The organism is Advenella mimigardefordensis DPN7 (genome assembly GCF_000521505.1).
Classification (GTDB): domain Bacteria; phylum Pseudomonadota; class Gammaproteobacteria; order Burkholderiales; family Burkholderiaceae_B; genus Advenella; species Advenella mimigardefordensis.
Map to the genome: position 1 here is coordinate 3670156 of NZ_CP003915.1, position 12976 is coordinate 3683131.

11 protein-coding genes are annotated in these 12976 nt (G+C 56.1%); 7 read left to right on the plus strand and 4 right to left on the minus strand.

Going from position 1 to position 12976, the window contains the following annotated elements:
* The first annotated feature begins 202 nt into the window (after positions 1-202).
* From MIM_RS16960 to MIM_RS16970, 3 genes are all read left to right on the plus strand, one after another.
* A complete protein-coding gene (locus MIM_RS16960; RefSeq protein ID WP_025373954.1) occupies positions 203-676 on the plus strand; it encodes a MarR family winged helix-turn-helix transcriptional regulator in 474 nt (157 codons plus the stop codon).
* Positions 677-785: 109 nt separating this feature from the next.
* Complete coding sequence (gene glpD, locus MIM_RS16965) at positions 786-2381, plus strand: glycerol-3-phosphate dehydrogenase (protein WP_025373955.1); 1596 nt, start codon at positions 786-788, stop codon at positions 2379-2381.
* 348 nt (positions 2382-2729) lie between these two features.
* Positions 2730-4457, plus strand: coding sequence for a CYTH and CHAD domain-containing protein (locus tag MIM_RS16970; protein WP_025373956.1), 1728 nt, complete (start codon positions 2730-2732; stop codon positions 4455-4457).
* A 251-nt stretch (positions 4458-4708) separates the two neighbouring features.
* On the opposite strand, the gene ftsY is transcribed toward MIM_RS16970, so the two are convergent.
* The gene (gene ftsY / locus MIM_RS16975; RefSeq protein ID WP_084459112.1) at positions 4709-5854 is read right to left on the minus strand and encodes a signal recognition particle-docking protein FtsY; all 1146 of its coding nucleotides are present in this window, start codon (positions 5852-5854) and stop codon (positions 4709-4711) included.
* A gap of 552 nt (positions 5855-6406) precedes the next feature.
* Between ftsY and MIM_RS16980 the strand changes: the two genes are divergently transcribed.
* From MIM_RS16980 to MIM_RS16990, 3 genes are all read left to right on the plus strand, one after another.
* A complete protein-coding gene (locus tag MIM_RS16980; RefSeq protein WP_025373958.1) occupies positions 6407-7015 on the plus strand; it encodes an RsmD family RNA methyltransferase in 609 nt (202 codons plus the stop codon).
* Between the two features lie 87 nt (positions 7016-7102).
* Positions 7103-7621 (plus strand): pantetheine-phosphate adenylyltransferase, encoded by a 519-nt coding sequence (coaD, locus tag MIM_RS16985; protein ID WP_025373959.1) that lies wholly within the window; start codon positions 7103-7105, stop codon positions 7619-7621.
* Between the two features lie 199 nt (positions 7622-7820).
* Positions 7821-8072, plus strand: coding sequence for a YfhL family 4Fe-4S dicluster ferredoxin (locus MIM_RS16990; RefSeq protein WP_025373960.1), 252 nt, complete (start codon positions 7821-7823; stop codon positions 8070-8072).
* 134 nt (positions 8073-8206) lie between these two features.
* Here MIM_RS16990 and MIM_RS16995 read toward each other — a convergent pair whose 3' ends face one another.
* The 3 genes from MIM_RS16995 to MIM_RS17010 all read right to left on the minus strand — a co-directional run bounded on the left by MIM_RS16995 (position 8207) and on the right by MIM_RS17010 (position 12374).
* On the minus strand, positions 8207-8581 hold the full coding sequence (locus MIM_RS16995; RefSeq protein ID WP_025373961.1) for an MOSC N-terminal beta barrel domain-containing protein: 375 nt from the start codon (positions 8579-8581) through the stop codon (positions 8207-8209).
* Positions 8582-8644: 63 nt separating this feature from the next.
* Complete coding sequence (locus MIM_RS17000; RefSeq protein WP_025373962.1) at positions 8645-11386, minus strand: AsmA family protein; 2742 nt, start codon at positions 11384-11386, stop codon at positions 8645-8647.
* A gap of 433 nt (positions 11387-11819) precedes the next feature.
* Positions 11820-12374, minus strand: a complete 555-nt coding sequence (locus MIM_RS17010; RefSeq protein ID WP_084459023.1) for a YidB family protein — start codon at positions 12372-12374, stop codon at positions 11820-11822.
* 280 nt (positions 12375-12654) lie between these two features.
* On the opposite strand from MIM_RS17010, the gene MIM_RS17015 reads away from it, so the two are divergent.
* Positions 12655-12921: a BrnA antitoxin family protein gene (locus MIM_RS17015; RefSeq protein ID WP_245592882.1), complete on the plus strand. Its 267-nt coding sequence runs from the start codon at positions 12655-12657 to the stop codon at positions 12919-12921.
* Positions 12922-12976 lie beyond the last annotated feature (55 nt).

Sequence of the window (12976 nt, forward strand, 5' to 3'; positions counted from 1 at the left end):
TGAGTGTAAGAAGCGGCTGCGTGCAGGATGCAATAAGTACCACAGGTGCAGAAGCGCCATCATCCCCTGCATGAAGCCGCTGCAACAATGAGGTGCACACCCCAGGCAGAAACCCCAAGAAAACCGGACAGGGTTTACAATCTGCCCGGTCCCACATGAACGGCCATGTCGTTTTATTTACGTTTATTCTGCAGGAGCAGTTATGCAACACGATCTGGAAACCCGCGCCGCCACCATTGATCATTCCGAATTGCGTCTGTGGCTGCGTCTGCTTACCTGCACCAGCCTGATCGAAAACCGCATCCGCAACTATCTTCGTGTGCAGTTCGATTGCACCCTGCCGCGCTTTGACCTGATGGCGCAACTGGCCAAAGAGCCGCAAGGCATGCGTATGGGAGACTTGTCTGCAAGACTGATGGTCAGCAATGGCAACGTCACCACCATTGCCAATCAGCTGGAAAAAGAAGGCCTGATCCTGCGCAAGGTGAGCAGCGAAGACCGCCGCAGTACCTTTTTGCGACTCAGCGCCAAAGGCCGCCGGCAATTTGACCAGATGGCCTCAGCCCACGAAGCCTGGCTTCAGGACATGCTCAAAGGTATGCCCAAGGGCAATCAGAAGCAGCTGTATGCGCTGCTGGCCGATCTGAAGCAGGCAGCGCTCGCCTCACAGGAGTAGTCCCGATCATTTCGGACGCATACAACCGGTAATAGCAATCGAGTAAAATAGTTTTTTAGTGACACCGCCCGGTATCAACAGGCACTATTTTTTCTTTGGAGCAGTCCGGATGAATGCGACAGCGATTCAGCAAAACCAACAGTCAAGCCACCAGGTCGATCTTTTGGTCATCGGTGGCGGGATCAACGGAGCCGGTATCGCGCGTGATGCAGCGGGACGAGGCCTGTCTGTATTGCTTTGTGAGCAGGATGATCTGGCCAGCGCCACTTCATCGGCCAGCAGTAAACTGATTCATGGCGGCCTGCGCTATCTGGAGCAGTACGAATTCCGTCTGGTACGCGAAGCGCTGGCCGAACGCGAAGTGTTATTGAATATCGCGCCGCATATTGTGCGCCCCTTGCGTTTCGTGCTCCCCCATGATCACACCCTGCGTCCGGTCTGGATGATTCGCGCCGGCCTGTTTCTCTACGATCATCTGGCCAAACGCTCGGCGCGCCTGCCGGGATCCCGGCACATTCGCCTGGACGATGGTTCGCCTTTTGCCCAGCCCATGAGCGAGCGTATCAAACAGGGTTTTATTTATTCCGATTGCCAGGTTGATGACTCCAGACTGGTCGTGCTCAACGCCATGGATGCACAGGCGCGCGGCGCGCACATTCTCACGCGCACTGCCTGCACCGGCGCGCGTATTCAGAATGGTCGCTGGCAAGTTTCCCTGCAGGATGCAACTGGTCGCCGCTCGCAGGTGAGTGCCAAAGTGCTCGTTAACGCCGCAGGGCCCTGGGTAGACACGGTCCTCAAAACACTGCATGACCCGGATGCCCAGCCACGCAGTCATCTGCGCCTGATCAAAGGCAGTCACCTGGTCACCCGCAAGCTTTATGAAGGCGACCATGCCTATATTTTGCAAAACGATGACAAGCGTATCGTCTTTATCACCCCGCATCGCGATAACTATTCCATGATCGGCACCACCGATGTGGATTTCAATGGCGACGCACGCCACGCACAGATTTCCGAAGAAGAAACCGACTACCTGCTGTCCGTGGTCAATCGGTACCTGCGCCAGCCGGTGCAGCGCGACGCCATCGTCGCCAGCTGGTCTGGGGTGCGGCCACTCTATGATGATGCAGAAGGCAAGGCAGCCGCCGTCACCCGCGATTATGTTTTTGATGTGAGTGGCGGTAAAAACGGCGAGCCGGCCATGCTCTCGATTTTTGGCGGCAAGATCACCACCTATCGCAAGCTGGCCGAGCATGCGCTGGAAAAACTCCAGCCGTTTCTGCAGCAGGGACCGGCCTGGACCGCTACCGCGCCGCTGCCGGGCGGCCAACTACCCGATCTGGACCCGCAACGCTATACGGAACAGCTGCAAACGCGCTATCCCTGGCTGGATAGCACCTTGCTGGCCCGCCTGATCGCTGCCTATGGCTCCATGACCACCGATATTCTCGGCGATGCCGATGCCGTGTCCGACCTGGGCATGCATTTCGGGCACGGCCTGTATGAAGCCGAAGCACGCTGGCTGATCAATCGCGAATGGGCGCAAAGCACCCACGATATTCTGTGGCGCCGCACCCGGCTGGGTCTCGCCTTCAGCGCCGGGCAACAACAAACGCTTGACCATTGGCTTACCGGCAGAACTCTGGCGGCAACGACAGCGCGCGACGCGTTTTTTAATGCCACCCCGGCGCCCCAATCATGAGGTGCCAGTCTGCTTATACAACTTATACAGGTTTGATCGCGCCAGCCCTAATATCATGCATCTCTTTGCATATTAAACGGGATGCACAAACCGGACTCCCGGCACCAGGACAAGCCATTTCACATGCGCGCCCAGCCGCTGTAGCGCTTGCACAACGCCCGTTTGGGCTCATTTTGCAAACCTGCCTGATGCGTCAAATCGATACGGAGCCGCAATCATCGGTCTTACGGAAAGGCAGCAATGTATTTCTTATTTATGACATGTCATCAAATAAACAGGTTGGGGATGGTAATATGCGCCTGATAAATCCCCATCACCCAAAACAGTATCACCATATTAATAATGACCATGTCTGAACAGGAACTTAAGCTACACGTGCCTGCGTCCGCAGCTGCGCAAGTAGAAAAGGCGCTTAAGAAGGCAAAATGCGAAACCATTTCGCTGCGCGCCATGTATTTTGATACAGCAGATCGCGAACTGGCCAAATCAAAAATCGCCATCAGGCTGCGCCTGGAAGGTGAAAACTGGGTTCAAACCCTGAAAATGCCGGGCAGCAATGCGCTGACCAAACTTGAACTGAACCACAACCGCCCCAGCCCTGTGCTGGATTTAAGTTTGTACGCAGGCACACCGGCCGAAGCCGCCCTGCTCAAACTGGCCAAGCCACTGGAACTTCGTTACGAAACGAACGTTACCCGTGTGTTTCGGCGTCAGCGCACGCGCAAAGGCACCATAGAAATTGCCTACGATACCGGCGTCATTCGCGCCGCCGAGCTGGAACTACCCATATCCGAAGTGGAATTTGAACTGGTTTCTGGTTCCGCCGAGGCCATTTTCGAGATCGGCAAAAAATGGCTGTCTCAATATAAGCTGATTCTGGATTTGCGCAGCAAGTCGCAACGCGGTGATGCGCTGGCGCAATCTGCAGCCAATATCAGGCTCACCGAATCAGCCGGCGCAAAAAATGTCGTACGTAACGACGAGGTGCTGCGTTTCTGGGCGCCCCGCAAGGCACGTGCCTACGAAATCGACAAGCAGGACAGTGCCACGCAGGCACTGATCTCGGTCACCACCGAATGCCTGGAACAAATTTGTGCCAACACCGGCGCCCTGGCCGAAATTGATACGCTGGGCGTTGTTTCAGTGGGCCGCCCCGAGCATGTGCACCAATTGCGCATTGGTATGCGCCGGCTCACCAGTAACTGGAAACTGTTTACCGGCCTGGCCTGGCTGCCAGCGCAGGACGTGCGCGATGAGCTGCGAGTGCATTTAGGCCGCTTTGGCGCCACCCGTGATCTTGAGGTTATGCTTGCAACTGTCGTGCCTGTGCTGACCGATGCCGGCATGCCGGCCATGCAGTTTGGCACTCATGCAGAAGGTGCCACACCGCACGATATCGCGAAAGACCCGACATATCAACAATGGCTGTTGCGATTGCTGGAGTGGACGGTACTCACGCCCACCAACGATCCTGTGCCCGCCGTATCAGATAACACTGACCAAGCGCCGCTGGATGTAGCAGACGACGAGCCACAGACCGATGTGACGCCCAAAGCGTCGGATGAGACTGCGGCCGCCACTGCGTCTGCTTCCGAACAAACTGCAGCAGCGTTGACGTCAGCCACAGGCAGTGCCCCTGCACAGATTGAACCGATTATTATTCCTCTGACACCGCTGCCGCAAGCACGTCCTGTACTGCGCAGATTGCTGGAACAACGCCTGAACAAATGGAACCGGCAAATCGTTCGTCACTGGAAAACCGAAGATAAATCCGACATTGAGGCCTATCACGACCTGCGCAAGCGCATCAAACGCATGCGTTACGCCCTGAATGTATACGAAGGTTTGCGCCCCAATTGCAACCTGACCGGCTATGTGAAAAAGCTGGCCGCAGCACAGGAAGTATTCGGCCATCTGAACGATATGTCTACCGCCCTTACGTTCTTCAGCGCCCATACACAAACCCATCCCGCTGCCTGGTTCGCCGTGGGCTGGCTCACCGCCACGATTGAAACGCTGAAGCTCCAGGCCGACGAAGTGCTCACGCATATCCCGGGAAAAATCCGCTACGACTGATTCGGCAACGGATCCCGGTCCTGAGGCTTGTCATGCTCAGGATCTGGATTAACGTCAAGTGAACTGCTATGGCTATTGCTGGAACGCCATTGTGTCCAACTTTTCCATACCCGTTCACAAGTGCGGACAAAAAACACCCTGCACGCCCGGAAAATGTATCCGGGTCTGCAGGGTGTCGTTTTGGGCTGATCAAGTGTTTGGCTGGTTGACCGTTTGGCCGGTTGAGCCTTGGCCGGTGGAGCGTTGGCTGATTAATCGCCCAGCAATGCGCCCGCAAATTCAGAGGCGACGAAAGGTTGCAGATCCTGCAGCGATTCGCCCACGCCGATCCAGTAAACCGGTATCGGCCGCACGCCCTGGCTACCTGCCGCGACAGCGGCCAGCGTACCGCCTTTGGCTGTCCCATCCAGCTTGGTAACCACCAGCCCGGTCAGCGTGAGGGCTGCATCAAAGGCCTTGATCTGCGAAATGGCGTTCTGGCCGGTATTGCCGTCCACCACCAGCAGCACCTCGTGGGGTGCCTCGCCATCGGCTTTGCCGATCACACGTTTGATTTTCTTGAGCTCTTCCATCAGATGCAACTGTGTGGGCAACCGTCCGGCCGTATCGACCATGACAATCGACGCCTTGCGCGCCCGTCCGGCATTCACTGCATCAAAGGCTACCGCCGCCGGGTCACCGCCGTCCTGGGCAATCACGGCAACATTGTTGCGCGATCCCCATTCAATCAGCTGCTCACGCGCGGCCGCACGGAAGGTATCGCCCGCCGCCAGCAGCACACTGTGTCCCTGCGCCTGGAAATGGTGCGCCAGTTTGCCAATTGAAGTGGTTTTACCCGCACCATTCACACCCGCAATCATGACGACACGCGTCTGCCCGTTACCGGCATCGAACGACTTTTCCAGCGGGGTCAAATGTTCGGCCAGCAGATCGCGCAGTGCGTGCTTAACAGTTTGCGCATCTTCAATACGTTCTTTTTTCACTTTCTGGCGCAGCTTGCCCAGCAGCGATTCGGTCGCTTCCATCCCGGCATCGGCCATAATCAGCGCGGTTTCCAGTTCTTCGAAGAGATTTTCGTCTACTTTGACGCCGATAAACAGCGAGCTGATATTCGAACCGGTTCTGGACAGGCCGTCTTTCAGGCGAGCCAGCCAGGACTTGCGATCAGATTTGGGGCGCTGTGCCGTGTCGGTCGCTGCCGGTGTCGGTGTCGGCACGGCAGGTGTTGCCGCGGCCGATGCCTCTGGTGTTGCAGAAGCCTGAGGCACTGCTGGCGCCTGAGACGCCGCTGGCGGCACTGGCGCTTCGCGTACCTCTGGCGTTGCCGGGGCGGCAGGCGCTTTGGGCGCGAGCACGGGTGGCACGGAGGGGACTGACGGCGACAGCACCGCGTCCATGGGCTTTTTCAGGGTTGCGGCTTTTTCGGTCAGATCCACATGCACCGGTGGAGCGGCTGGCGCGGACTGCACCGTGCGCTGTGCTTGCGGCGGCAGAGACGGGGCGGCAGGCTTAGCAGTGGGAGCAACAGCGGGTGCGACCGGCAACGCAGCCGACACCGATGTCGCATGCGCCTGCTCCGGCAATGGCTGAGCTGGTGCCGTCTGTACCGGCGGTTCAATGGGTGGTTCAGTTGCAGCAGGCTCGCTGACAGAAGGTTCAGGTACAACGGGCTCCTTGGCAGGCACCACCGGTGCAGGCGATATATCCTCAGGGGCCTGTTCGGGTTCTGCCGGTTCGGGCTCGATCGTATGCTCCGGCGCTGGCATAAGTGCAGCCCCTTCTTCAAGCGTCTCGGGCTGGCGGGTCTCAAGCGCCGGTTCTACGGGCTTTTCAACTGGCTCGCTGGTTTTCTTTTACGTTTGAAAAAACTGAACATAGGTTGTCGCAGGAAAGTGAATACTACAATATCAATAGGATCTTCTATTTTAACAGTGTACGTCGTCACAATGATGAAACCAGCAAACCGCCACTCAGGCACATCCGGCAAACGCCAGTCCATTCGAATTATTGGTGGTCAATATCGACGCTCGCAGATTCCCGTGGTCGATGCCGACGGCCTGCGCCCCTCCTCAGACCGTATCCGGGAAACGCTGTTTAACTGGCTGACCTATCTGTGGGACGGCAGGTTCGACGACAAATCGGTACTGGACCTGTTCGCCGGCACCGGCGCGCTGGGTTTCGAAGCGGCATCGCGCGGTGTCGCGCATGTTCAGATGGCTGAAACTAATCCGGCTGCGCTGGCCACCCTGCGCGCCACACGTGATAAATTGCAGGCCAGCCAGGTGCGCATCAACAGCGCCGACGCGTTTCTGATGTTAAAACGCATGGATGCTTCCCGCTTTGACCTGGTGATGCTGGACCCGCCTTTTGCCGGCAAGCTTTTTGACCGGATCTTTCCTTTTCTGCCCGCTATTGTCAAACCCGGCGGCCTGGTTTACATTGAGTCGGATCAGCCCGAAGACCCGGGGCCGAACTTCCCGACTATCCGCCAGGGCAAAGCCGGGCAAGTGTACTATCAGTTACACGAACACGTTATTGCACCGCACAACAACGAGTAAATACCTTATAATCGACGTTCCTTTAAACGCTCGGGCCGTTTTGTCGGCCTCTTTCCCGGCATCGATCGGGAGCAAACGGAGCTCATGATGATCACTGCTGTATACCCAGGGACATTTGATCCTCTCACCCGTGGACACGAGGATCTGGTCCGGCGCGCAGCCGGTCTGTTTGATCATGTTGTGGTTGGCGTGGCCATCAGCGCCGGAAAGAATCCACTGTTTACCATCGAAGAGCGCTTGCAAATTGCCGAAGAGGTATTGGGTCACTATCCCAATGTCTCGGTAAAAAGTTTCGGTGGTCTGCTCAAGGATTTTGTACGTCAGGAAGACGCCCGCATCATTGTTCGCGGCCTGCGTGCCGTATCCGACTTCGAATACGAATTCCAGATGGCCGGCATGAATCGCCACCTGCTGCCGGATGTAGAAACACTGTTTATGACACCATCCGACCAGTATCAGTTTATCTCCGGCACCTTTGTCCGTGAAATCGCCCTGCTTGGCGGAGAGGTGGGCAAATTCGTTTTCCCGTCGGTTGAGCGCTGGCTGCAGGAAAAATCCCAGGCCCGTCTGGCTGCCAAAAACGCACAGACGCCCAAAAGCGAATAAATTAAGCCCGCCAGAGCGTACCCCTGCGGTGTCCGCAAAGGCGCTGTAGGCGGCGTTGGCTCAGTCCTCGGGCAAACGCTCCCTCGAAGGGGCGCGAACGCGCAGTTTATTAACCCTGCTACGCTTGCCTGTTTTCAGGTATTTACCCTGACATTGGCGTACACTGTCAGTGTATATAAACGAATACGCCGGAAAGATTATGGCCCTGCTAATTACCGATGAATGCATCAACTGTGACGTCTGCGAACCGCAATGTCCCAATGAAGCCATCTATATGGGTGTGGATTTCTATGAAATTGACCCTGCCAAGTGCACCGAATGCGTCGGGCACCATGATGAGCCGCAATGCCAGGTGGTCTGTCCTGTTGAGTGTATAGAGATCAATCCGCAATGGAAAGAGTCCCAGGATACCCTCATGGCCAAGTACTATAAGCTGACAGCCGCGGCCTGACCAAACCCGTATCGCCGCCTGCTAAGCATTAAGTGTATGAAGCGGGCACGCCACATCGCCGTTAACGCCCTCAAAGCCTGATTCCGTGCCTGCCCTTGCGATGCCAGCATGAGCATGACCGGCAATATAACGCATTAAGCAGTCAGATTCTCTTCGGGATGCAATTTAACCAGCCGAACAGGCCGTTCCAGCAGCTTGCTGAACCAGGCATCGGCCAACTGCCCTTCACTGACTACACGCAAGGCGCGCCCGTCAAGCCGCGCCTCTTCAAACGCCTCTTCATCATCTTCCAGCACATCCACCGGGATATCCAGCCGCAGCATGCCAGGCGCACGAATGACCAGGTAATCAAAACGGACGGACAGCTCAATCTGCTGCAATGTCGGATCGTTCCGGTCAAGCGCCTGGGATTGCTCATCCACAAGCAGCCAGCGCAGCTGTGCCGCAGGTTTCACCGGTCCGGCAATGGCCGGGCATTGATAAATAGGTTGAAAATCTGATGTGGTCATGATGCCGAGTCGAAAAGAGATAAAAGCCGTGAATTTGTATGGTTAGAGCAGAAAAAGGCCGCGCTATTTGGCGGGAGCGGGCGTCGGTGCCGCCGCTGGAGCGGCTTCAGTGGCCGGTTTTTCTCCAGTTGCCGGTGCCCCGGATGAAGCCGGCGCTGCAGGCGCTGCGTCGCCCGGCGCCGCATTGCCGCCATTTGTTCCCGCTTCTGGGGCAGCCGGCGTGGCGCCTGATGCAGGCTGATCCGCGCCTGATGCCGGAGCCGGCGGCGCTGGGGTCTCGGACTCTACGGCCTGTTGTGCGGCAGCCTGCTCGGCCGCCTGTTTTTGCGCCTCTGCTTCTTTATCCTTGCGCTGTTTGACGAACTGCCCCAGCGGCGAATTATTCAGGCGCTGCCATTTGACTTTCAATTGCGCACCATCGGGCGAACCGGTCAGTTCAAAAGGCAAGGTGACCTGCTTGATGCTCAGACGCAGCCCGTCCTGATTCAGGGTGACAGGCTGGCGCGTCACAAACTTGCCGGGGAAGGAAAACTGATTATTCGCCAGATTGTACATCGCCAGATTATCATCGGCCTGAATCAGCAAAGGATCGGTGAGCAGGCTGAAGTTCGCAAAATGCACTTCGCCTTTGTCCAGCACCAGCCTGGTTTTTAGCGTGCTATACGGGGTTTTGGCGGCCGGATCAAACTTCCAGGCGCCTGCCTGTTCAATATTATTGGCATACGCTGCGGGATCGGCCAGCACTGGCGTCAGATCGAAGCCACTGATCGTGCCATTCCTGGCCTCGCCTTCAAGCGAACCCGTGGCATTGGTGAGCCAGCTGGCGCCTTCGGGCGCGTTCCTGGAGGCAAAAACCAGGGCAAAGGTGCCCGTACCCGTCATCACCGGATTCACTCCCAGCCCCTTGAGCAGCGGCTCAATGGACACGTCCTGGAAATTGAGTTTGGTGGTGACTTCGTCGTCCTTCATATTGATCAGCGCATCGCCCTGCACCTGCCCGTCAAAAATACTGGACTTGATATCCGTAATACCCAACTGGTCCCTGGTGAAATTGAGCGCCGCCGTCACATCGTTGTACACCACGCCATGGTACGTGATCTGTTTCAGGCTGGCAGTGCCGGACCCGATAAGCGATCCCATCAGGTCGCTGACCAGATTGCGCACCGCGGTCGTGGTGGGTTTGCTGTCAGCGGCGGCTGGCGCAGCGGGCGCCTTGGCGTTCTCTGCGGCCGGTGGCGTCGCGTTAGCAGATGCGGTTGTGGTCGCGCCCGACACGTTATCAATCAGCTCATCCAGGTTGACCGAATCGGCGCCCACGGCAAAGTGCACGTATGGCTCATCAAACCGGGATATATTGCCATCAAAACTGAATTTACCGGAATTGATAACCGCATCAGCCTTAAAACTTGCAATACTTTTGAGGAAATCAGCGCTGAAAGTACCAATCACCGGGATCGTCTGCTCCCGGGTTTCCGCATCCTTGAGCACCACATTGCCGCTCATGGCCGAGAGCGCAACCAGGCGGCGCGCCAGATCCATTTTGGCGGGGGAAGAAAGGTTGAAATTGACCGCACGGTTATTCGCACGGGCATACACCCCATCCAGCTTGACCTGAGCCACACTCAGGGCATCGGATGTGCCGCTGATGCCTTCCATGCGGAAATTGACACCAAACTGTTCCTTGCCTTTGATTCGGACGGAACCAGTCAGCGGCCGGCCACCGGCTCCCGTAGGTGAAATATCCAGAGCGGGCGTATTGAGTACCCACTCATAACTCTCGTCGTCTTCATCCGAAGCCGTTCCCTTGACGGCAAAATTGGTCATCTGCAGCAGGGGCGCGGTGGAGTCGAAGTTCAGCTTGGGCGCCGCCAGACTCATCTCCAGATTGCGCAGACCGGTGCCTTTGGCGCCCTTACCGGCAATCGTCAGATCAATACCCGATCCGGTGAGCGCGTGTGCAAAACTATCCACCTGAAAATCGCCGGTCAGCGTGCCGGTTTGCACGTCCACACTACCCACGACACCTTTGACATTGGCTTCCAGATTCCGGGCCGAATAGAGCTTAGTGACCGGATCCAGCTTGACCAGACCCTGAATATTCACGCTGGCATTGGCAACCGGCCTGGCGCCTTCCAGATTACCCGTTACGGACACATCGAAAGGCTGATCGAAGGTAACCCTGCCGGTATTGACCGCCATCTTGTTCAGACGCATATCCAGATTGTTCAGCCTGTCCTTATAGAAAATGGCACCGTTTTGCACCTCAAGCCCGGCAATATCGATTTTGAAATCAGCCTTCCTGGGCTGTGGCAATACGCTATTGCTGTCGGACGCTGCGGCCGGTGCCGGACGGACTTCGTCACTTTTAAAACGCGGATCTTCCGCTACGACGGCAGGTGGCGCATCCTGCGTCAGCAAATCTTCAAAGTTGAACGTACCTTTTTCATCCCGAACAATCCAGGATTTCAGGCCGGAAACGGCAACATGATCGACCACCAGACGGTTGGATATCAACGGCCAAATGGCCACGGCAAAGCGGGCGCTGTCGATCGACGCGAACGTGGTGGTGGAATTAGGCTCGGACAGGGATATTTTTCGAACCGACAGGCCAATACGCGGGAACAGGGAGAGTTCCAGATCCCCCTCGATGACCATGGTGCGGTTGTAGCGTTCCTGCACAATGCTTTCGATCTTGTGTTTATAGGCGTTCGGATCGAACGTCAGTAAAAAGACGGCTGCGCCCACAAAGGCAAACAGCATCAGCACCACAAGGCCAATCAAAATTCTTTTAAGCCAGACTTTCATGGGCGGCTTGATCTCTCATTCATAATCAGTGGGAACAGCCCGCTCAAGGACCGTCTGTCATTCCGATAAACGCAGCCGACAGGCAACGGCATGCCCCGGTGTTCAGCCGACAAGCGCCGCGGGCACTGCCAAACCGTCCTGCCTCATGCCTGATTATTACCACACAAGCATGCGGCCCATCCGGCCATGATGGCTTCATCTGGATCAGCAACGTGTGCGACACAAGACCGGTGACATGCCTGCATATGGGCATACCCATCATGCAATGCATGTCGCAGGCGATGCAATCTTTCAAAAAAGATGCAGCGCCTGCCGGTTGAGCTCGCTATCATGCACTTTCGTGCTGTGCCTGCGAATCCGCCAGTCTGGATTTATCGGGCTATTATTATGTTTATGCTAACAGATATGGCATTCGAATGCAGGCAGAACAGGACTATTTGAACAGCGAGGAAAGCGAATTGAGCACTTCGTTCTCGCCACGCGCCTGTCCGTCGGCCGGAATCTGGCCATTTGGTGTGGATGTATCAACCAGATGCGGCAGAATCCCGGACAATGATCCCAGAATATCGTCACGTGACTGACCAGATTGCTGGGCGATGCTATCGACCGTCTCTGATCCTAGCGCGGTATCCACCTGCTGCGGGGAAATTTCCCGGTTTTCACCCTGATTAACCCACGAATTGAAAATATCACCCAGGCCACCGCGCTGGAATTTCTCAGCCAGCCCGCCAAGGCCGCCCTGCTGGTTATTGATCACAGACAAAATCACCGGTAAAAGTGCGCTAAGCGAGCCCAGGTTGATCCCGTTGCCAAGGCCACCCACTATGCCACCCAGACCGCCCATATCCTCCTGCTGCGTTGCCGGTGCCTGATCTGCCGGCACCTGGCCGGATGCGACCTGACCATCCTGTGTTTGTTCGTTTTGTGGCTGCTCTTCAGGCTTTTTGCCGCCGCCCAGTACAGCATTGACTGCATCCAGAATTCCCATGATCTTTCCTTAAGTGAGTAAGAAGAGGACTTTTTACTATACCACTGTATTGTGAACGGAATGTAAAGGGATTTGAGGGGTAAACGTTAGATACGGTTAAGGATTGGAGAGCGTCGATACACCTGGATACAAAAAGGGCTGGATAAATATCGCTACCGATATTATTGATCCTTCGATTAAACGTAACTACAATAATTGTGACTAAGAGCGGTATAGCTATATCTTGGCTGCAGAAAGGTTAAACGCTATGGTAAAACATAAATTGAAGACAATCGTACCGATGCAGGAAGAAGACGAGGCTATCGAACGTGGGATTGATCAGGATCCTGATACCTTTGATCCGAGGGACGGGTTTGAACACCTGAAACCAGTCAAGTTGAATCTGCGCGGTCGTCCTGTCGGAAGTGGCCAGAAAACCCAATTGACTGTACGTTTGGACAACGACATTATTTCGTCGTTCAAGGCTACAGGGTCTGGCTGGCAGACCCGTTTAAACGACGCGCTGAAAGACTGGCTGAAACATCACAGACCGTCTGAATTAAGCTGACGGGATTCAGCACACGCACAACCATCTTCAGTACGCGATCGACAGCCTCCATTAT